The organism is Bythopirellula superficialaquae (assembly GCF_059632245.1).
The window spans coordinates 2,188,977-2,210,213 of sequence record NZ_CP197426.1 but is presented as its reverse complement, the minus strand read 5'-3'; the positions used below and the strand labels follow the sequence as shown (position 1 = coordinate 2,210,213).

Annotated in this window: 21 protein-coding genes; 4 read left to right on the top strand and 17 right to left on the bottom strand. The window is 55.9% G+C overall.

Going from position 1 to position 21,237, the window contains the following annotated elements:
- Positions 1-39: 39 nt before the first annotated feature.
- From accB to SH678x_RS08995, 4 genes are all read left to right on the top strand, one after another.
- Positions 40-537, top strand: a complete 498-nt coding sequence (gene accB, locus SH678x_RS09010; protein ID WP_496922569.1) for an acetyl-CoA carboxylase biotin carboxyl carrier protein — start codon at positions 40-42, stop codon at positions 535-537.
- Between the two features lie 41 nt (positions 538-578).
- Entirely contained in the window at positions 579-1,925 is a 1,347-nt protein-coding gene (gene accC, locus SH678x_RS09005; RefSeq protein ID WP_496922568.1) for an acetyl-CoA carboxylase biotin carboxylase subunit, read from the top strand.
- Positions 1,926-2,039: 114 nt separating this feature from the next.
- Positions 2,040-3,368 (top strand): 6-phosphofructokinase, encoded by a 1,329-nt coding sequence (locus tag SH678x_RS09000; protein ID WP_496922567.1) that lies wholly within the window; start codon positions 2,040-2,042, stop codon positions 3,366-3,368.
- A 23-nt stretch (positions 3,369-3,391) separates the two neighbouring features.
- Positions 3,392-4,003: an inorganic pyrophosphatase gene (locus SH678x_RS08995; RefSeq protein WP_496922566.1), complete on the top strand. Its 612-nt coding sequence runs from the start codon at positions 3,392-3,394 to the stop codon at positions 4,001-4,003.
- A gap of 69 nt (positions 4,004-4,072) precedes the next feature.
- Here the strand turns inward: SH678x_RS08995 and hisB are convergent, their stop codons facing one another.
- The 17 genes from hisB to SH678x_RS08910 all read right to left on the bottom strand — a co-directional run bounded on the left by hisB (position 4,073) and on the right by SH678x_RS08910 (position 20,871).
- Entirely contained in the window at positions 4,073-4,663 is a 591-nt protein-coding gene (gene hisB, locus SH678x_RS08990; protein ID WP_496922565.1) for an imidazoleglycerol-phosphate dehydratase HisB, read from the bottom strand.
- A 170-nt stretch (positions 4,664-4,833) separates the two neighbouring features.
- Positions 4,834-5,175 (bottom strand): hypothetical protein, encoded by a 342-nt coding sequence (locus SH678x_RS08985; protein ID WP_496922564.1) that lies wholly within the window; start codon positions 5,173-5,175, stop codon positions 4,834-4,836.
- A gap of 92 nt (positions 5,176-5,267) precedes the next feature.
- Complete coding sequence (gene rsmA / locus SH678x_RS08980) at positions 5,268-6,173, bottom strand: 16S rRNA (adenine(1518)-N(6)/adenine(1519)-N(6))-dimethyltransferase RsmA (protein WP_496922563.1); 906 nt, start codon at positions 6,171-6,173, stop codon at positions 5,268-5,270.
- 39 nt (positions 6,174-6,212) lie between these two features.
- Positions 6,213-6,812: a riboflavin synthase gene (locus SH678x_RS08975; RefSeq protein ID WP_496922562.1), complete on the bottom strand. Its 600-nt coding sequence runs from the start codon at positions 6,810-6,812 to the stop codon at positions 6,213-6,215.
- 3 nt (positions 6,813-6,815) lie between these two features.
- Positions 6,816-7,682, bottom strand: coding sequence for a CDP-diacylglycerol--serine O-phosphatidyltransferase (pssA, locus tag SH678x_RS08970; RefSeq protein ID WP_496922561.1), 867 nt, complete (start codon positions 7,680-7,682; stop codon positions 6,816-6,818).
- 29 nt (positions 7,683-7,711) lie between these two features.
- A complete protein-coding gene (locus tag SH678x_RS08965; protein WP_496922560.1) occupies positions 7,712-8,650 on the bottom strand; it encodes a phosphatidylserine decarboxylase family protein in 939 nt (312 codons plus the stop codon).
- Positions 8,651-8,822: 172 nt separating this feature from the next.
- A complete protein-coding gene (gene zwf / locus SH678x_RS08960; RefSeq protein WP_496922559.1) occupies positions 8,823-10,277 on the bottom strand; it encodes a glucose-6-phosphate dehydrogenase in 1,455 nt (484 codons plus the stop codon).
- 87 nt (positions 10,278-10,364) lie between these two features.
- Positions 10,365-11,147, bottom strand: a complete 783-nt coding sequence (locus SH678x_RS08955; protein ID WP_496922558.1) for an SDR family oxidoreductase — start codon at positions 11,145-11,147, stop codon at positions 10,365-10,367.
- A gap of 48 nt (positions 11,148-11,195) precedes the next feature.
- Positions 11,196-12,641: a decarboxylating NADP(+)-dependent phosphogluconate dehydrogenase gene (gene gnd / locus SH678x_RS08950; protein WP_496922557.1), complete on the bottom strand. Its 1,446-nt coding sequence runs from the start codon at positions 12,639-12,641 to the stop codon at positions 11,196-11,198.
- Between the two features lie 60 nt (positions 12,642-12,701).
- Entirely contained in the window at positions 12,702-13,565 is an 864-nt protein-coding gene (locus SH678x_RS08945; RefSeq protein ID WP_496922556.1) for an HAD family hydrolase, read from the bottom strand.
- A 127-nt stretch (positions 13,566-13,692) separates the two neighbouring features.
- Complete coding sequence (locus SH678x_RS08940) at positions 13,693-14,997, bottom strand: diphosphate--fructose-6-phosphate 1-phosphotransferase (RefSeq protein WP_496922555.1); 1,305 nt, start codon at positions 14,995-14,997, stop codon at positions 13,693-13,695.
- A 144-nt stretch (positions 14,998-15,141) separates the two neighbouring features.
- Positions 15,142-16,866 (bottom strand): hypothetical protein, encoded by a 1,725-nt coding sequence (locus SH678x_RS08935; protein WP_496922554.1) that lies wholly within the window; start codon positions 16,864-16,866, stop codon positions 15,142-15,144.
- A 159-nt stretch (positions 16,867-17,025) separates the two neighbouring features.
- Positions 17,026-17,712 carry a transglutaminase family protein gene (locus SH678x_RS08930; protein WP_496922553.1) on the bottom strand — a complete coding sequence of 229 codons (687 nt, stop codon included), beginning with the start codon at positions 17,710-17,712 and terminating at the stop codon, positions 17,026-17,028.
- A gap of 44 nt (positions 17,713-17,756) precedes the next feature.
- Positions 17,757-18,527 carry a hypothetical protein gene (locus tag SH678x_RS08925; RefSeq protein WP_496922552.1) on the bottom strand — a complete coding sequence of 257 codons (771 nt, stop codon included), beginning with the start codon at positions 18,525-18,527 and terminating at the stop codon, positions 17,757-17,759.
- Entirely contained in the window at positions 18,524-19,171 is a 648-nt protein-coding gene (locus SH678x_RS08920) for a sigma-70 family RNA polymerase sigma factor (protein WP_496922551.1), read from the bottom strand. Before SH678x_RS08920 ends, SH678x_RS08925 begins: the two co-directional genes overlap by 4 nt.
- Positions 19,164-19,799: a hypothetical protein gene (locus SH678x_RS08915; RefSeq protein ID WP_496922550.1), complete on the bottom strand. Its 636-nt coding sequence runs from the start codon at positions 19,797-19,799 to the stop codon at positions 19,164-19,166. Before SH678x_RS08915 ends, SH678x_RS08920 begins: the two co-directional genes overlap by 8 nt.
- Before the next feature lie 181 nt (positions 19,800-19,980).
- Positions 19,981-20,871 carry a DUF4394 domain-containing protein gene (locus SH678x_RS08910; protein ID WP_496922549.1) on the bottom strand — a complete coding sequence of 297 codons (891 nt, stop codon included), beginning with the start codon at positions 20,869-20,871 and terminating at the stop codon, positions 19,981-19,983.
- Positions 20,872-21,237 lie beyond the last annotated feature (366 nt).

The window sequence follows — 21,237 nt, the reverse complement described above, 5'->3', positions numbered from 1 at the left end:
GATCGCGTGCCTCCCCAACAGAACTGTGGGAGATGCGAGATGAAAGACGGAGGATCCGCCCCAAACGACGTGTTCGATGTGCGCAAAGTTCGACGCCTCGTCGAATTGATGAAAGAGCACGAACTGGCTGAGGTCGACCTCAAGCAGGGGGATCAACGCATTCGGCTCCGCCGTGGGCATGAGCCCGTCGTGCAAATGGGGGCTCCCACCGCCGCACCAGCGCCTGCTGCTGCCCCCGTGGCTGCTCCATCTGCCCCCAGTGCCACTCCCCCGGCTGCTCCTGTCGATGAGGCCAACGTCACTTACGTCACCAGCCCGATGGTCGGCACGTTCTACATGGCCGCCAGCCCCGAGGCACCGGCGTTTGTCAACGTTGGCGATTCGGTGGGCCCCAACACGGTGGTCTGCATCCTCGAGGCGATGAAGGTCTTCAACGAAATCCCCGCCGAGTGTTCAGGCAAAATTCTGGCCCGCCTTGCTGAAAACGGCGATGCCATCGAATACGGTCAGAAACTGTTCAAAATCCAAAAGTCCTGATCCCGCCCATCCGCATTCACGCTCCTTAAGCGACTCCAGCCATGTATCAAAGAATTCTCGTTGCCAATCGCGGAGAGATTGCCCTGCGAGTGATCCGGGCGTGTCGGGAGCTCGGGATCGAAACCGTCGCCATTTACAGCGAAGGGGATCGTGGAGCCCATTATCTTGATCTCGCCGACGAGGCCTATTGCGTGGGCCCGGCCAAAGCGGCCGATAGCTATCTCCGCATTGCCAACGTGATCAGCGCCGCTGAAGTAGGCAATGTTCAAGCGATTCACCCGGGTTATGGCTTTCTCTCGGAAAACGCCCACTTCAACGAAATCTGCCGCAGCTGCAACATCGATTTCATTGGCCCCAGTCCCGAGGCCATGGCCCAACTCGGTGACAAGAACTCCGCGCGGATGATGGCGATGAAAGCCTCGGTGCCAGTGGTTCCGGGCAGCGACGGCATCATCGAAAACGTCGATGACGCTTTGCGTTTCGCTCACGAGGTTGGCTTTCCCGTGTTGATCAAAGCCGTGGCCGGTGGTGGGGGGCGTGGCATGCGGGTCGCGCAGAACGATTTGTCGCTCCAAACCGCGTTCCAACAAGCTCGCACCGAAGCCGAAGCAGCCTTTGGCAACGGCGATGTCTATCTCGAAAAATACATCGAGCAACCTCACCACGTCGAAGTCCAAGTGCTCGCCGATCATCACGGCAATGTGCTGCATCTCTGGGAGCGCGATTGCTCGGTGCAGCGGCGGCATCAGAAGCTCATCGAAGAAAGCCCCAGCCTGAGCATCACGCCAGAAACCCGCGAAGCGATGTGCAACGCCGCTCGCCGGTTAATTCGGGAAGCAAACTACACCAACGCCGCCACGGTGGAATTCATCGTCGATAAGGACGGCAACTATTACTTTATCGAAGTGAACGCTCGTATTCAGGTCGAGCATCCCGTGACCGAGATGATCACCGGCATCGATCTGATCAAACAGCAGATTCTGATTGCCTCGGGCGAGCCTCTCTCCATGAAGCAGGAAGATATTCCCCAACGCGGGGCGGCGATTGAATGCCGGATCAATGCCGAGGATCCCAAGGCCAATTTCCGCCCCTCGCCCGGCAAAATCGAGCAACTGATTGTCCCGGGCGGCTTCGGCGTGCGATTTGATTCCCACGTATACAGCGGCTATGTTGTCCCACCCTATTACGATTCGATGATCGGCAAGCTCATCGTCCACCAGCCCACCCGGGCCGAAGCGATCCGCACGATGCTGCGCGCCCTGGCGGAATTGCGTGTCGATGGCATCAAAACGACGGCCGGATTGCATCAGGAAATTCTGAGCCACAGCGCGTTTGCCGAAGGCCGCATCGATACCACGTTCATCGAACGAGAATTCACGTTCGCTTAACGTAGTCCGCAACCCCGCCACCATCCATTCACGCGAATCCTCGCGGCAGTTAGAATAAACGCTCAAAAAAAACGAACCAGGCAAAGTTTCTTGAATTAGATTGGATTGAATCCCATGGCTGAGAACACTCTCTCGCGTCCTCCCAAAATGCTCCACAATTTCCGCCGGGCTGCGATTCTCTTCGCCGGTGGACCTGCCCCCGCCGCCAATGCCGTGATCTCCGCCGCGGCGACCGCCTTCTTGCGCAACGAAATCGAAGTTGTTGGTATTAAGCACGGCTATTCATCGCTCGTGAATTACACGCCCTCGAACCCGTTGGTCGAAGGTCGCGACTACGTGATGGTCAATCACAAGATGCTGGGCCGCACGCGCAACTCGCAAGGAATTATGATCGGCACGGCCCGCACCAACCCCGGCAAGATGGTTTCGCATCCTTCACATCTGACCGACCCCGAAAAGAGCGCCCCGCTCAAGACCACCTACGAAGCGTTGCGCTCGATTGGCGTCGACTTGCTGGTTTCCATCGGCGGCGACGACACGCTCAAGACGGCCAACAAATTTAAGCTGTTCCAAGAGCGTCTGCCGCTCGATGCCCACCGCATTCCCGTGGTGCATCTCCCCAAGACGATCGACAACGACTACCGCGGCATCGACTTCACGTTCGGCTATTTCACAGCCGTCGATTTTCTCGCCGGTGAAGTTCGCAATTTACTCGCCGACGCGGAAGCCAATCGCAGCTACTTCTTGTGCGAATCGATGGGCCGCAGTGCGGGATGGTTGGCCTACGGCGTTGCGATTGCCGGTGAAGCGAGCCTCGTGATCAGCGTCGAAGACATCGACGGCAAGTATCGCGCGACCGAGGAAACGATCGATCCCAAGACCGGTGAAAAGAAGGCTCGTGCCGTGATGAACATGGAGGAAGTCATTCCTCGGATCGTCGCCACGATGACCGCTCGTGAAAAAGAAGGCAAAGAATACGGCGTCATCGTCATCGCCGAAGGCTTGGCCGAACTGCTTCCCAGCAAGTATCTCGAAGGGATCGGCCGCGACGACCACGGCCACATCAATATCTCGGCGATCAACCTGCACGACATCTTCTCCGATCTGGTGAGCAAGGAATACACTCGCCAAACCGGCAAGAAACGCAAGATCAACCCAATGCAACTGGGCTACGAAGCCCGCTGTGCCAAGCCCCATGCCTTCGACGTGATGCTCGGTAGCCAGCTCGGCGTGGGGGCTTACCGGGCCCTGATCGAAAAGCGGCTCAACGGCGTGATGGTCTCCGTTTCCGGCCAGTTGCAGCTCGAATACGTGCCGTTCGACGAATTGGTCGATCCTGAAACACTGGTCACGGTTGTACGCTATATTGAACGCGACAGCGACTTCCAGCGGCTCACCCGCTTCCTTGAAACCTACGTTGATGACGGGCAAATCGCTCGTTAATCGCCTCACGAATTGGAAACCTCATGAGCTTCCCCGCTCCGTTTTATAAGTGGCGTCCCCATCCTTGGCATGGATTGGATCCGGGCCCTGATGTGCCGCGTGTGGTGGAAGCCTATATCGAGCTGACCCCATTCGACCGGGTGAAGTATGAATTGGACAAGAAGACCGGTTACTTGCGCGTCGATCGCCCCAACCGCACGTCGTCGTTTTGCCCAACGCTGTATGGGTTCATCCCCAAAACGTTCTGCGGCGACCGCGTGCAGTCGATGATGCCCGAATGCGTTTCGGGCGATGGCGATCCGCTCGATATCTGCGTCATCAGCGAGCGGCCGATCAACGTCGGCGAAGTGATCCTCAAGGCTCGTGTCGTGGGCGGCCTGCCCATGCTCGACAACCACGAGGCCGACGACAAAATCATCGCGGTCATGGCCAACGACGGCATGTGGGAACAAGTGCAGGACGTCAGCGATCTGCCCCACATTCTCGTGAACCGCCTGCGGCATTACTTCCGCACTTACAAGATGCTCACCCCCGACGATCCCCCCACGATGGTTGGCGAGCCCTACGGCGCGGACCATGCCCAGAAGGTGATCCGGGCCGCGCTCGCCGATTACATCGAACACTTCGGCGAATGATGGCTGCTATTAAACAATAGCCGCGATTCAACGAATCGCTGGGAACCCTGCGATCAAGTTTGATCGCGGCTATTCCAGCGTCCCTTTGGTGCTCGGCACGCCGGGCATCCGTGGATCGCTTTCCACCGCCATCCGCATCGCCCGTGCCGTGGCCTTAAAGATGGCCTCAGCAATGTGATGGCTGTTGCGGCCATAGTGCAGCAGCACGTGCAAATTGCAAAGCGCATTGGCCGACACCGATTGCCAGAAGTCTTCGAGCAGTTCGCTGTCGAAATCGCCAATCTTCGCCGCCGGCACGGGGGCATTGTAGGCCAAGATATTCCGGCCGCAGAAATCAACCGCCACGGTCACCAGAGTTTCTTCCATCGGCAACGTGAAATGCCCGTAGCGGCGAATGCCGGCCTTGTTGCCCAGTGCTTCGCGGAGGGCGAGCCCCAGGCAAATGCCGGTATCTTCCACAGTGTGGTGTTGATCGACGTGGAGATCCCCCTCGGCACGCACCTGAAGGTCGAACGCCCCGTGCTTGGCAAATAGCTCGAGCATGTGGTCGAAGAAGCCCACGCCCGTCTTGATCTCGGACTTCCCCTCGCCGTCGAGGTTCAGTTCGAGCCAAATGTGCGTTTCATTGGTTTTCCGCTCGATGCGATGCGTGCGTGCCATAATCATTCCCAATATTTAGCCGCGGTTCTTGCACCGCGCGAATAATCATCTACTCCATCCTATCACGGACCCTGGTAGCACACGACGGGTTCAGAAACGCCAGCGAACAAGGGAAGAAACAATACCCTGGCGTGGCCGTTACAACCGTTGCGGTCGTAGCACCTGTGTGGTTAATGCTTGCCTTGCTTTACAGAATACTTGCGTATTGTTTTTTGAAGTTCTTCTACCGTCCAACTATCTTCAAAAGGATATGAGGGGCCAATCGGTCGGACTGCATCAAACTCACCAGGCTTCTGATTAATCAATCTCTCTAAATCCGCATTGAAGTCAATTTCCACGTACTTCTGTATTTCGTCAGAGTCTTCGGGCCAAGAAAACATGGCCCACTTTCGTGGCTTAATATCTTCTAAATCTCGCCACGACTTTGGCCAAGCCCCCTTCTGCTCGTCAACATATACGTTAAGTACATCGATTGTAAGCAACGCAGCGTGCAAAACATGTTCTGCATGCAAAGAGGTAGATATTCCTTGATAAACTAGGTATACGAGAACTAACACGACGACCACAACTGCACGTATTAACCACTTCCACATAACGTTAGGCCTTACAACTTCCACTCCGGCGCTTTCGTTCGTACCAACTCCGTAAGCCGTAGCAGCGTTGCCACGTCGAGCTCTTCGGTCCGTGCATTTTCGCCGAGTTGCATCTCGCTCAAGATTTCATCGATCTGAGGCTTCGAGAGATGTTCCTTCATCGCGGCCACGATATTCGCCCGTAAGTATTTGCGGCGGTGGATGAAAATTGTTTTCACGAATTGATGGAAGTATTTCAGATCGGGAATCGCTGCGCGCTTCTCGAAATCGGTGACGATCTTCACAATCGCCGAGTCGACCTTCGGCTGCGGCCAGAACACGCTGGGGGGCATGATCCGCACGATCTCGGTTGCCGCCTGGCTCTGCATCCAGACGCTCAGCGCCCCGTAGTCCTTGCTCCAAGGCTGGGCCACGATGCGGTCGCCCAGCTCCTTTTGGATCGTCGCCACCATCATCACCGGCGTGTGCGGGCAGAGCAGCAGATTCGACAGCACTGGTGTGGCGATGTTGTACGGCAAGTTGGCAACAAGCTTGAATTTTCGCCCCGGCGCTTCGGCCAGTTTCTCACCCACGGCGTCGATCACCCGTTGATCGAAGGCATTCTTGTTATGCAGGGCATCGAAGTTGAGCATCGTCACGTGACGGTATTCGAAGAGCTCCTCGCTAGCCAACTCGTATAAATGGCTATCGATCTCGACCGTCACGACGCCCCCCGCGCGGCGGGCCATTTCCGTCGTGAGCGCGCCCGTCCCCGTGCCGACTTCCAAGACGACGTCATCTTTGGTGAGTTCTGCCGAATCGATCAGCAGGCGATGCAGATTCAAATCGATGAGAAAATTTTGCCCATGCCGCGTCGCGGGGGTAATCCCCATTTCGCGAAAGCGTGAGATCAAAAAGGATTTTGTTTGTCTGTTCATAATGCCCATAAGCCGCGATTCAACGAATCGCAGGAAGAATTATTGTTCGTCTCGCCAAGCCAATTGGCGCTGCACATATTTGGCCAGCACGTCGGTTTCGATATTCACGCGGTCACCCACTTGCCGAAAGCCGAGCGTCGTCACTTTAAGCGTGTGCGGAATCAGCGCCACACTGAATCGCTCATGTTCGACGTCGACCAACGTCAAACTCACGCCATCGACGGCGACCGATCCTTTGCTCGCCATTTGCCGGGTCAATTCCGCCGGCACCCGAAACCAGAATTTCGACCACTCCGCGTCGTCGGTTCGTTCATCGACCGAGCCAACGCCATCGACGTGTCCCGCCACGAGATGACCACCCAACTCATCGCCCATCTTGAGCGAAGTCTCGAGATTCACACGATCCCCCGCCTGAACGTTGCCGAGAGTCGTGCGGCTCAAAGTTTCTTCGCCCGCTTCAAAGGAGAGCGATGCGCCCTCAATCGCCACGACCGTCAGACAGCACCCGTTGATTGCGATCGAATCCCCAATCGCTGAGCGCTGGGCAATTTCGCCATCGCTGATCGCTAGCCGCACGCCCGGCCCCACTGGGACGATCGATTTCACTTCCGCCAAGCTTTGCACAAGACCCGTGAACATCGGCTACACGGCCCCACGCTGGGTCGGCTTCGTCATTTGTGGCTTCGTCTTCAACGACTGCCAACCGAATCGCAAGGCGGGCACCGTCACATAAACGAAACAGAGAATCGGCACGGCAAACCAACGCACGAGCAGGATCGCCATGATCGCAAACACGAGCCCCACGATGTGTGTGAAGCTTTTACGGCCCCGCACCAAATGGGTCACAATGTGAGGGTAGGGGACGCGGGATACCATCAGCACTGCCACCGCCACCGCGAACGGTGGCAACAATCTTTGCAGCCACCAGTCGAACCCTGCATAATTTTCAAAGTTGAATTCGTTCCGCAACGTGTACGAGAACACGGCGAGGCTGGCGATCACTGCCGCGGCGGCAGGGGAGGGCAATCCGGAAAAAGCACCGTGGTCGTCTTTTTCATCGGTTTCCACGTTGAACCGAGCCAGCCGCAGTGCGGCGCAGCAGGCAAACAGCGCGGCAATCGTCCAGACGGCTTCTTTGTGCAAGTTGCTGAAATCAGGGCACATCTTAACGAGCAAAATCGCGGGGGCCACGCCAAACGACACCGTGTCGCTCAAGCTATCGAGTTGCCCGCCGAAATCGCTCGCCGTGCGTGTCATACGAGCGACTTGGCCGTCGAACGTGTCGAAGAGCATTGCTAGAAATATCAAAAGTCCCGCCAGCATCAAGTTGTGCGTGGGATCGGTGCTGTCGAGCAGTTGCCGTGCGGAATCGATTTTGGGGGCCGGCACGAAATCGATCAAATCGGGGCTGGCGATCCGACTGGCCACGACGATCGCGAAGAAACCGCACACGAGATTGCCCAACGTGAATAACGTCGGCAAAACGGCAATCGGGCGAATCGGTCGCATGGGCTATTTCAATGCAGATTGGTAGGAAATTAATCGCGGTAACGTGCCAAGATCGTGCTGCCGGCTTTGATCTTATCGCCGACGACGACCGCCACCTCGACCGCATCGCGGGGAAGTATCAACTCCGTCCGCGAACCAAGCTTAATCATACCAAATTTCTCGCCCCGCTGGACCTCCTGCCCCGGCTTCAGAATGCACACGATTCGCCGGGCAATCAGGCCAGAAATCGCCCGCACGGCCAACCGCCGCTGAGGGTTGTCGAGTTCCTCAAGGCCAATCCACATGAATTCGTTGCGGATCGCGCTCTCGGGGTTCATCGCGTTGAGAAACTCGCCCGGCTTGTAACACATATCGACCACGCGCGCCGCACGTGGCGAACGATTGACGTGGACGTTAAAGATCGAAAGAAAAATCCCGATCCTCACCGCGGGGCCATCAAGGAAATCGTAGTGCTCGACTTCCGTCACTTCGGCAATCGTGCCATCCGCGGGCGAAACAATATCATTGATGCCTTGCGGAATAATGCGATGCGGATCGCGAAAGAAATAGACAATCAAACCGAAGACCACCGCGAGCGGCACCGCGAGCAGCCACCACCAATGCCCCCACCAAGCAAACAAGATCGTGGCTGCCAACAGCGGCCAACCCATCAGTTGCAGTTCCGCCAAGCCCCACCGCGCGAACGGCAAGTGCTCCCGCCACAAGAACGGATCGTCCTCAGGCGCCCAGTGGGCCGTACACAGATTGCAGCAATACTTGAGATCGCGCGGATCGAGAATCTCGTGTGGCGCACCGCTCGCATCCCCGAGTCGCCGCGCGGCCATCTCGCGCACGTAGCCGGGGCGAAATATCTTGAGATACCAACGCCGCCAGCGTCCCCATGCGAGCTCGATCGCGTAGCATTTGCCGCCACCGGGCTGCACGCTGCGAATGTTGTCGGGAAGGGTGGGAAAATTCGATTCGGACATTGCCTTACTGTGATTCTTGGCCGTTAGTGAAACACTTTAGCGTACACGCCCACGGCCGAGAAACAAGCTTCATTGAGCTGATTGCCTCGTTTTGGACAACAATTAAGTCAACGCCCAGGGATTGCAATCCCTGGGCGTTGTGCATTTCTTCATTGTCACGCCGTTTGAGCACCTACCCCAACACCGGGCACGTATCAAACCAGTCGCGGCCTTGGTTGGTCATCCATTCCTGGCACTCTTCCGGACCCCAGAAACCGGGATCGTACATGAACAGCGTTGGTTTATCCCGTTCATTCCACTCTTGAATGATGGGGTCACACACCTTCCAAGCGGCTTCCACTTCGTCGGCACGAGCAAACAGGCTCGCATCCCCTTCGAGCGCGTCCAAGAGCAACCGCTCATAGGCTTCAGGCATCACGTCGCGAAATTCTTTTTGATAGTTAAAGCTCAAATCAGTTTGGCGCGTGCGCATCCCGGCGTCGGGAACCTTCGTTTGGAAGTGCATCTGAATGCCTTCCGCCGGCTGGACTTGAATCACCAGCCGATTCGCTTCGCACAGGTTCGACGACGCACCGGCAAAGAGCTTTTGCGGTGGGGTGTGGAATTGAATGACGATCTGCGTCGTGCGGCACGACATCGCCTTGCCGCTTCGCAGATAAAACGGCACGTCCTGCCACCGCCAGTTATCGATCCACAATTTCATCGCGGCAAACGTCGGCGTGCGACTTGTGGGTTTCACACCCGGCGAAGCGGTATAGCCACGATACTGCCCGCGGAATGTGTCGTGCTGCACTTTCTCGGGGCTCATCGTGCGGATCGCATGCAGCACCTTCACTTTTTCATTGCGGACCGCGTCGGCCTCGTACCGCACGGGAGCTTCCATGGCCGTCACCATCAAAAGTTGCAGCAAATGGTTCTGGAACATGTCGCGGATGATGCCGGCAGTGTCGTAGTATCCTGCGCGGCTGCCGATTTCGACTTCCTCGGCCACGGTGATCTGCACGTGATCGATATAGTTGCGGTTCCAGATTGGCTCGAAGATGGTATTGCCAAAGCGCAGCACCAACAGATTCTGCACCGTCTCTTTGCCGAGATAGTGATCAATGCGATAGACCTGCCGCTCGTCAAAGACTTCGTGGACCGCGTGATTAAGTTCCTTGGCGCTGGCCAGGTCCGTGCCAAACGGCTTTTCGATCACGACCCGCCGCGGGCAGTCTCCCTCGCAAGCCATTCCAGCTTTGCCCAGGTGCTCGACTGCCTGCATATAGAATCGTGGCGCAGTAGAAAGGTAGTAAACCCGCGTCCCCGCTTCGCCGAATTCCATCTCATCGAGAAACTTGGCGAGCTTCTGAAAGTCTTCCAAGTTGCCGATATCACCCGGCAGATAGTAAATCCGCTCGGCGAACTGCGCCCATTTTTCTTTGTCAAAGCTGTCACCGGCGAACTTGGCAGTCGTTTCGGCTAGCGCGGCCCGCCATTGCTCGTTGCTAAATTCCGTCCGCGAGACGCCCACAATATTGAGCGGCGTCTTCAAGCGTCCCTTGCGGAACACCTGATACAAGGCGGGGATCAACTTGCGGCTGGTCAGATCACCAGAAGCACCAAAGATTACAATCGTGGCGGACATGCAGGACTCTACCGAGGTTTCTCGTTCGATTCGCAACGCGCCAGCAAGATAGCCCGACTGGCGAACTCTGTAAAGCCGACAGCGTACTCAGATCGTCATCGCCGTGAATCCGCCGTCGACGTAAATCGTCGTCCCCGTGATGAAACTCCCCGCCGTGGGCGACAGCAACAACAACGACGCGCCGATCAATTCTTCGGGATTGCCGAAACGATTCATGGGGGTGTGCCGCATGATGGCTTCGGTTCGTTCGGGGCTGAGAATCTTGCGATTCTGCTCTGCGGGAAAGAAACCGGGGCACAGGCAATTGATCCGCACCTTTTGGGGTGCGAACTCACGGGCCGTGTTCTGTGTGAGACTTAAAATCGCCGCCTTCGTAGCCGAGTAGGTGTAAACCTTCGACAGTGGCAAGAAGCAGGTCACGCTGCCGATGTTGAGAATCGAACCGCCGCCGTTTTCGATCATGTGCGGAATAAAGGTCTGACAGGCGTAATGGGTTCCCAAAAAATTCGCGTCGAAAATCTTCTTGAGCTCTTCGTCGGAAATCTCCAAGTACGGCGTCGGCGAATTCACGCCCGTGCCGTTCACCAAGCCGTACACGGGGCCATGCTGACTCACCACCGTATCGAGCAATTCCTGCATCGACTCACGCGACGTGGCGTCAACGGCGCCGAACGAGGCTTTGCCACCCAGCTTTTCGATGGCGGACACGCGCTCCTGGCCACGCTCTTCATTGCGGCCCGCAACAACCACGTATGCCCCCGCCTGAGCCAAACCCTCACACAAGGCCCCACCCAGCACACCCGTCCCTCCGATTACAACACACACTTTGCCATCGAAGCCAAACTGTTTTTGAAGAAACTCAGCAGCCATGCAACTCTCGAAAGCGGTGTGATGTTTGTGCGGGAAGAGAAAAGACAATCAGTCGGCAGGTTGTTTACGCAACTTGATCCACTCGGCGTGGAACACGCCGGGCTTGTCGACGCGCTCGAACGTGTGAGCGCCGAAGTAATCACGCTGAGCTTGCAGCAAATTCGCCGGCAGCCGGTCGCGACGATAACCGTCGTAATAGGCGAGTGCCGCCGAGAAGGCGGGAGTGGGAATCCCCAACAATGCCGAAGTCGACACGACATGCCGCCAGCCATCTTGCGCGTTTTGCACGGTTTCTTGAAAATACGGAGCCAGCAGCAAATTTTCCAACTTGGGATCGGCGTCGAACGCTTCTTTAATACGATCCAAGAACACCGCGCGAATAATGCAACCGCCCCGCCACAGCATCGCACATTCGCCGAAATTCAACGGCCAATCGTGCTCGATCGCTGCGGCTTGCATTTGCACAAAGCCTTGGGCATAGCTGCAAATCTTCGAGGCGTACAAAGCGTGGCGAATCTGGTCGATAAACTTTGCGCGATCACCCGTGTACTTGGGCGAGGGTCCCTTCAAAACCTTGCTCGCCCGCACGCGAGCATCTTTCATCGCCGACAAGCAGCGGGCATACACGGCCTCGGTCACCAGCGTGCTTGGCACACCCAGATCGAGCGCGAGTTGGCTCATCCATTTGCCAGTTCCCTTGGCTCCGGCCTTATCCATAATCTTGTCGACCAGGTAGCCATCGCCCCCTTGATCGTCTTTGACGCTAAAAATATCGCGTGTGATCTCGATCAGATAGCTGTTGAGCTCGCCGTCGTACCACGATTGGAAAACGTCGTAGAGTTCGTCGTTGGTGAGGCCCAACGCTTCTTTGAGCAAGTAATAGGCTTCGCAAATCAACTGCATGTCGCCATATTCGATGCCGTTGTGCACCATCTTCACATAGTGCCCGGCACCACGCGGTCCGACCCATTCGCAGCAAGGAATGTCGTTGTTCGGTCCCACCTTCGCGGCGATCGCCTGAAAGATCGGCTTCACCTCGGGCCACGCGGCTTCGCTGCCACCCGGCATCATGCTCGGGCCAAGTAGCGCCCCTTCTTCACCACCCGACACGCCCGTGCCACAGAACAGTAAGCTTTTGCTTTCGACATATTTGGTGCGACGCTCGGTGTCGGCATAAAAGGTGTTGCCGCCGTCGATCAAAATATCGCCAGGTGAGAGCAGGGGAATCAGTTGCTCCATCAGATCGTCGACGGCAGGCCCCGCCTTGACCATCATCATCACTTTCCGCGGCGTCTTGAGCGACTTGACCAACTCTTCGAGCGAATGGCAGCCGACGAAGTTTTTCCCCTTCGCCCGACCGGCCATCAAATCGTCGACCTTCTCGGTCGTGCGATTGAATACCGCCACGCGATAGCCGCGGCTTTCCACGTTAAGGGCCAAGTTCTCACCCATCACGGCGAGGCCAATCAAACCGAAATCACACAATTCAGCCATTGTTTTGCTTCTTTATTGCTAACGATGTTGTCCGTGACGCTTCGGCCACGGTTCATATTATTAATGCACGGGCCAGGGGGGCGTGGCGGGCAAGTAGGTGTTGAACTCGTCAACAAGCTTTTCTTGGTACTCGCCGGCAAAGGTTCCGTTGAAAAATCGGTCGATGCCTTCGTCGAGCAGCCGCTTCCAACTTGCTTCTTCGGCCCCTGGGTTAATCGGATAATACAAACAATTGTTCGCCACCGCAGCCTTATGATCACCCGGGGCGTCCCCAATCATCAAGCACTTATCTTTGCCGTATTGGGCCGCGACCGCCAGGATTTCTTTTTTTGTGCCTGCTTCTTGGCCACAAATCTCGCGTACGTGCCCCGCGATGCCGTGTTCTTCCCATTCGACCTTGAGCGCAGCATTCGGCGTCGCCGAGGCCACGATCATGTCGGCCTTCTCGGCAAAGCGGTCCAAACAGGCTTTCACATTGGGAAAGGGAGGTACTCCACGCACCATGTCGGCGACGGCATCATTCACCGCTTTCGACCACGCGAGTGCCACCTTCAAATCGGGATCACCCGACTCGGCCACGGCTTTTTCCAGCGCCGGATTACCCAGTTTCGATTCCTCGGCGATCCAGTCGATCACGCCTTTCGGCGATGGAACCTTGATCCCCCGGGCCTTTACTTCGGGCCGACGCGCGAGCCATTCGAGCTGTTCGACCAAAGCAGGAAAGCGATTAATACCACGGCTCTTGGAATACAAATTCACGAACTCGGCAGCCTCACGAGCATATTTGCTCGCGCCTTGCAGTTCGTAGTGATTGATAAACGCGGGAATAAAACACTCTTTGTGTTTAATCTCCATCGTATCGAACACGCAGCCATCGGAATCGATGGCCACCAAGAACTCTTTTTGGGGTTTGTAATCTTTCATGCCTAACCTATCCAATTAATAACCACAAAGACACGAAGCACACAAAGTAGCAAGACAATCACCAATCTCCACTTCTGAAATTATTAACTTTGTGACCTTTGTGCTCTTCGTGGTAAACATTCTTACTTTAATTGCCTGGGGCCTTCATACGATCCGCCTGTGGAACATACTTCGCTAGCTTTTGCTCGGCGAAGATCGGCTTGATCCGCGCGAGCCGCTGCCGGCCTTCTTCCATCGGAAGTTGCACCATCGTGTCGCCGACGAGCGGTTGGCAGTAAGCCAAGAACTCGTCGCTCACATCAATGCCGCTCGGCAGGATCCATTTGTCGGGGAAGGTCCGTTCGCTGTTCGCCACTTCGGGAAGCGGAACCTTGTCATACGTCACACCATACTTCGGCCCCGGCTTCCGTAGGATCGTCGACATGAAGCCGCTCTGGCCCTTGTCAGCAAGTTCCAGAGCTTTCACCCCCACTTCGTAGGCTTCGTCGAGATCGACTTCTGAAGCATAGCCAATCGAGTTGCGTTGGTCGGTGCCCGAAACATTGCAACGTGCGGCACCCTTGGCAGCCAAACCCTTCGAGTTGAGATAGTTGGTTATGATCTGCGCGACGCTGATCTGGCTCGCACTGAACGACGTATGTCCAAACGAATCTTTCACCGCGCCGATGTCGCCGACGTCCAAGCCTTCACTCACCACGAGCATCACGCGGCCGTCGCGTTTGAGTTGATCGTTCACGTTATCGGCGATCTGCTCAAGCGTGAACTTCCGCTCGGCGAGATAGATTTGCAGCGGCATTTCTCGCTTCGGATCGGCCAACCGCGCGGCGGCGGGGATGTAGCCGATCTTGCGACCCATGGCTTGCAGTACCAACACAGGATCAGCCGGCGACGAACCAGCGTTCTCTTCGTTGGCGTTTTGCACCATGTGCATCCAATACTTGGCGCACGAACCATAGCCGGGGGTGTGATCGATCAACTTGAATTCGCTGTCGCCGACGTCGTTGTCGATTGTCTTGGGGGCACCGATCCCCACCATATCCAAGCCGCGTTCGTTGGCGAGCTTGGCCACCTTGTTGGCGGTGTCCATCGAGTCGTTGCCGCCTATGTAAACAAAGTAGCCGATGTCGTGGGCCTTGAAGATTTCCATCATGCGGTCGAAATCTTCGTTCTGCCAATCCTTAAGCTTATAACGACAGGTACCAATCGAGCCCGCGGCGGGAGTATAGCGGAGCAGGGCGATTTCTTCAGGCGATTGGGCCGTCAGGTCGATCAATTCTTCCTTCAAGACTCCTTCGATGCCGTGATGCCCACCGTAGATCGTGCCAACGCTGGCCGAATCACGCGCTGCTTCGACGATGCCGCGCAACGTGCTGTTGATAACGCAACTGGGTCCGCCACTTTGGGCCACGATAAGATTTCGGGGACGAGTCATATTCGAGAATTCCGGTTCGGCAAAAACACAAATCCTACCGCTTCCTGGTCGGCTTCGCAGCTTACCTGGGGCGCAAAATAATGCCAGAATTCCGCATTCTAGCCGCCTCAGATCGAAGCAGCAATTGCCCCAAGCCGGAGGAACTCACGGCTGTCGAGAATTCCGAATCGTTTTTTGATAAATCGGAAGATCGAGGATGCGCTGTTCGATTTGATCCAATTCCGCGGTGAGATTTGTCTCCGCATTTTTAAGATGCGATTGTAAATCGCCCCCCTGCAAACCTTCCACAAGTTCGCTAATTTCGGGGATGAAATTACCAACCTCAAAAGAATTGGTCAGCTCGTCCAATGTCAGCTCATTCGCAAGCAGCTTCTCTGCAAACACAATTCCCGCGCGATTGGCAGCCATGTCCGCGAAGCTGAATCCCGAGCCTCCCTGCGCATCAAGAGTTTCTTTCATGAGGCCCATGCCCCGCGCGGCGCTGCCCCCCATCGTCGCGGCAAGGTGAGCGGAAACAAAGAAATGTTTGGCGAGATCTGGCCGATCGCGCATCGTGGGATGTCCCAGCACACCGATCCGCGTGCGACGTTGTTCGTCGGTTTCCAATTGCGAAACCAAACTGCTCGTTCCGGGAAACGCTCGCAGCGTACCCACGTCATCGAAGAAAACTCCCAACGCGAGCAACATGGATTTCGCCGCGGTGGGTGATTGCAGATCCGCAGCGATGACCGCGGCCTCACGCACATAACTCGCCGTGAGATCGTCGCCCGGAATTTTCACTCCTGCTTTCTCGGCACGCGCTTGTTCGAGCCGTGCGAACTGCGAGAGCTGGCTCAATATCTCGCGGACTTCCATCGCCAATTGTGGCGCATTCGAAGTGCCAAGCAACCTTTGATAAATAATCGCCGCCGGGTCGTTCGGCAATGCTTGTTGCAACACGCGATAAATTTCCAGCATGCGGTCCTTCGTCGGTTGCGAAACTTCGGCGAAAGTCTTGACCTTATTCTGTCGCATTTCGTCGGCCATCAGCGACATCAGCAGCACATTCACTGGATCAATGTAAATCTTGGATCCTGTGGACCGGAGTTGGCTGAAGGTGAGCATTGGCCGCATCACGCTATTCGGCTCGGGGCTATGAGATGCCCCTAGAAAATGGCTCAGCTCATGAACCAACAGCTCGAGCTTTTCCGCCTCCTGGGTATTGGGCGCACGCTCTTTAAGCAAGATGTAAGGATGCAATGGCCCGCGGCTGCCACCTAAGTGCATCGGTCCCACGGAAAAGTCATATTGGCTGCTGAAACCAATTACCAGCTGTGCCGGCGTGGCGGGCACGGCGCGTTCAAATTCTCGCATCGAGCGCGAGAAATCACGAATCTGATTGTTCGACTCCCACGTTGCCACATCCACGATTTCAAGTTTCACGCCACAATGCTGTTCAAGAATCTGCGAGGCCTTGGCAACACGGTCCCGCAATCGCGGTTCCCAAACCGTGCGGTGAGTCGGCTCATCATCATCGACCGCAATTTTGATCGGCACCGTTACGGCGCCTTCACTTAACTTCTGATTTGGATCAAACGGCACAGGCTTGAGCGGTTCAGAATCGCTGGGCCCAAAACCGATGCGTTCCATACGCAGTGTTTGCCCGTCGGCATCGGGGGCAAAAAAGTAGGCAGCCTTGGGGGCCAATTCATAAGATTGCGACGTGAACTGATCGCCAAACCGCACCCGTGCAAAGCCTTGAAAGAACACAGGCCGTGATTCGCCGCTGGCGATTGCCATTTGCTTCGCCGCGCCCACGCCCGGCATAATTTCGACCACAAGTTCTCGCCCCGTGCGATTGCTCAGCACCGCCACGTCGGCCAAAACCATAGAAATCCCGCTGCTCAACCATCCCGACAGCAAAAGCGCAACACAAATGATAAGCCGGCGGACACAAGGCACGATCAAAAGTTCCGTCAAAGAAAAGTTCCGTCGAAGGGAGCAGCGGTGAGTCTTTGCATTTTACCCTGCATTCGTATTTCGAGCGAATCACTGGTCAATCAGCGTAAAAAGCTCCTGCATCGCATATACGTTGCGTTCCTGTCCTGCCGCGGAAAAGGCCGCTTGCAGATTGGTCAGCATCCGCGCCAGCCATTGCTCAGGAGTCGCACGAGACAGTAGGGCAGGGGAGGGAATCACCGCTTGTCCAGTGGCTTGGCTGATCCGCTCAAAAACTTCCTCAGCGGTCAAAATCCCGCCGCCAAAAAACGGATCGACGAACATCGACTTTTCATTGGGCCGTTCGGTCGACACTTCCGCGAGAAAATGCCCGGGCGAATTGATGCCATGCACAACGAGCCCTAGCGGCTCTGCCACTCGCTTATAGATCAATACCAAGACGATAGGCAGGCCCTGCCGGCTTCGTAGCACGTCTCCCAGATAACTGTTCGCGGGGTTGTAGTAATCGCGTGTGTTGCCGCGCAAACCGAAGACTTCAAACAGCACGTCGTGCAAATGCGCTAAGAGCGCCTGGGGATTAGCGGATCGCACTCGCTGCCGCACTGCTTCGCTGAGTTGGTTGACAATAGATTCCGCTTCCCCGAATTCGGCCTCGGGGCGCTCATGCAGTGAGATTGCAAAGGCCGCGCGAAATAGTCCCTCCGCCGTGTCGATCTGAGGCAGCGCAGAGACAAAGCGATGAAAGGCAAGCGGGCGGCAGTAACTGGGTTCAGGCATGCCCCAAGTGTAGTCCGCGGCTGGCGACCAGACGAGTCACATCTTTATTTGATCGCGGCGTGAAATAACACTTGCTGCGAGGGTTGCGTTGGTTCTTCGACTTTCTCGACCGTCAGCCACACCCCCGCCAACTGATTCGCGTGCTCCTTCGGCAAATCAATGATCACGCCGCCGTGGCCCTTGTGATCGACCGTGAGTTGCTCGACGGGCAAGAATTGCTTTGACTTAGTTTCCAACCAAAGCTGATAATGCTCATCCGTGGCAACTTCCGGAAGCCCCGAGCCAATCACATGCCATTGCCGAGTGGCTTGGTTCATGACAATTGCCACCTGAACACCCTTTTGCTCGGCGATAGGCTCGAGCGCCACAGTTTGAAAACCGGGTTTATCAGCACTCCCGTCTGGCGCTCCCCAAGCATCTGCCGGGGCAACGACGACATCGCGTCCCGTAGACTGAGTTCCCAACGGTGTGAAATTCCAAACCACGACCCCCGTGGCAATACCGACAAGTGATGCCGCCAAAACATAAGCCAACAAGCGCGATCGTTCGCGATGCTCCTGCCGATTCGTAACCTCAACCGGTGGCGCGATTTCTCCGCGAATCATCGCCAACAATTTCTGCTCGACCCCGGGAGAAGGAGACACCGGTTCCAAGCCGGCCGCCAAGCTCGCCCACGAGTTTTGAATCTCAGCTAATTGTTCAGCACACACAGGACATCCTTTCGCGAGATGCGCACGCACCTCACTGGTTCGCGCCGGATCGAGTTGACCCAGCGAATACTCAATCAGCAATTCCCTGCTGTCATGGCATTTCATGATCGAAACCGCTCTGGAAAGGTGGATGAAAGTTTAGCGCGCAAATGAATCAAGCCTTGCCGTATGCGACTCTTGACCGTTCCCAACGGCGAGTCCAAATGCTTGGCAATCTGTTGATGACTTAAACCTCCAAAAAATGCTAACTCTAAAACCTGCCGTTGATTGTCCTCGAGATGGTCGAGTGCCGTGCGAACCAAATGGTTCTGCTCTTGGCGTACTAAGCCAGCTTCAGGCGGTATGTCTGGGAATATTCCGTCGCCGTCCCGCGCCGACTCGGTCGCCGCGTTCAACACACGTGCCCTGCGCGCGATTTCCCTCAGTCGGTCGATCGACCGACTGCGCGCCACCATTAAGAGATACGTCTGCGGAGTGCTTCTCGATGCTTCATAGCGGTCAGGATGCCGCCAAATTTCCCAAAAAACTTCTGACAGCACATCCTCGGCAAGTTGCCGATCGTGCAACACGCGCAAGCACACGGCTAACACGCGGTCGCCGTAGGCATGATAGAGTCCCAAGAACGCGGCTTCGTCCCCATGCCGCAGAGCCGACATCCAGGCAATGTCTTGCTGACACTTGTCGTCTGTCGGCAAAGATCCCGGGAGATGCACTTCACCGGCCTTCGAGGTGGGATCGGGCTTATCCATAGTGGGCCCACCATCCGCAGCGCGTTCCATCCTGTTGAGGCGATCGCCACACAGTGGGCTCTTGTCCTATGGCTGGCGTCGTGATTTGCTGCAAAGGATACACGGCTTCCGTCATCCAGCAGCCTTCGATCGACTCGCCATATTGCTTGGTGAGATGAAAATGAAACACGCGGATTTCATTATGCTCGTCGAGCAACGTGACCATGACCGCGGCTTCCTCGCCCGTGATCGCCGGTCTGCCAATCAGCAACAAATGACGGTGCAAGAAAACATCGTAGGGCGGCTTTTCCAGCATCATCGCAAAGCGAGAGAGTGGCCCCGTCGATTGCTTATTCCCCGGTGAGGCAAACGCGAAACATTGCATGATCCCCGCCGCCGGGTTGGACTCACCCAATCCCTTGAGCTGAAGCTCCACGATTTGGTCGGGACTCAAGTTGGGCTTAGGCTGCACGATTTGCTTGGAACTGACCGCTTCCAGATTTCTGGCTGAGGGGACAGGCCCAAATCGCGACCAAGCGAATTGAATCCCCAGCGTCACCAAGAACGCCAAGCTCAAGAAAACCACCGCCACGACGAACAATCCGCCACGGCTCTCGGTATCAAGGGTAGTAGTGTTCGCATCTGACATAGATGTGACGACCTGCGAACGAAAAAGATTAACCCTTAACGCAACTTACGGAACACCCCCGTGGGACTACGAACCTCAAACCACAACGGATGCTCCAAGCTCAACATTTTTTGAGATTATCAAAACAAAACGGGCCCGACGCAATGTCGAGCCCGTTTAAAATGCCCTAAGAATTTGTTACTTAGGCACGCCGGCGTCCGCAGGAAGCGACCAATGCGATACCTAGCAAAACAACTGAGGTTGGCTCGGGCACGAACGGGACAAGCCCGTCAGGGCCAACCGCCATCGAGCCAATGATCAAACCACCATCGATAACACCCAAATCCGTGGCGGCACCAGTCAGCAGATTGATACTGTAGAACCGTGACTGAGACGCACCGGCGGGCAGCAGTGCTGCGTAAGCGACATTTGCTCCCGTGAGATCAAATCCACCTACGGCTGTGACGTCGACGCCCAGTGAACCAACAGTTCCCAAAGTTCCCGCCGAATTGGCTTGGGTAACCAGGATGTTGAGGTTCGAGTCGATACCGTAGAGCTGCGTCGTCATCGGAGCAGGATTGAAGCTGTTTGTATAGGCCGAGAACTCGACGTTCGGGAAAACACCAAAATTAGGATCACCTGCAGGGTAGAACAAATCCGTGACGCCGGTTGCCGAGCCGTCGTTGGGATTCAGAACATAATTCTTGCGCGTGTTCGACACGGTGCGAATGCGATCAATCACGGGATTGAAATCGAAGCCGAAATTCGAGCCGTTCAAGGTCGGAGTGAAGGCGCCAGGGGGTGGCACTTCCGTGGCCATACCGCTGTTCACGTCAACAGTATAAAGCCGACTCGTGCTTCCCAAAGCATACAAGACACCGGTCGAGGGACGAAAATCGATCCCCTTGATCGTCTCGTTGTTTTGCAGGCCGCTGATGTTGTAGCCATTAAGAAGAGCGGTCGGGTTAGCAGAATCCCAACTCACGAGTGTTTGGCCGCCAATTTCAGACACGCCGTAAATCGTCACGGCGTACGCAGATGTTGATAGGCTTAACAAGCCTACGCTAAGAAGCGTAAATAATGTTCTCTTCATGTCAGTAGACACCCTCACTGATGAAATTCTTAAGATTAAATGGTCAAGAAGCGACCATTGCTGAGCGCAGAAAGTTACTTGCCCCTCAAACGCACTACGAGAGATACGACACTCGCGCACGGTTCGGATTAGCAAAAGCTGAGCCGATTATTGGAAAAAGATGGAAATTCGCACCGAGTTGGCTGAACTGTCCAATTACCGTACAAAACTATGCGTAAGTACTGTGTAAGCTCGAATTTTGTGCAACCATCTGACTGCCAATTGCTGGTTCAAATAAAGCCAGTTGCGAAACACCTAATGTAGACTGACCATGGATTGGACTGAGATCGACCAATCATTGAACGCTAAGCATCACCTCTGGTTGTT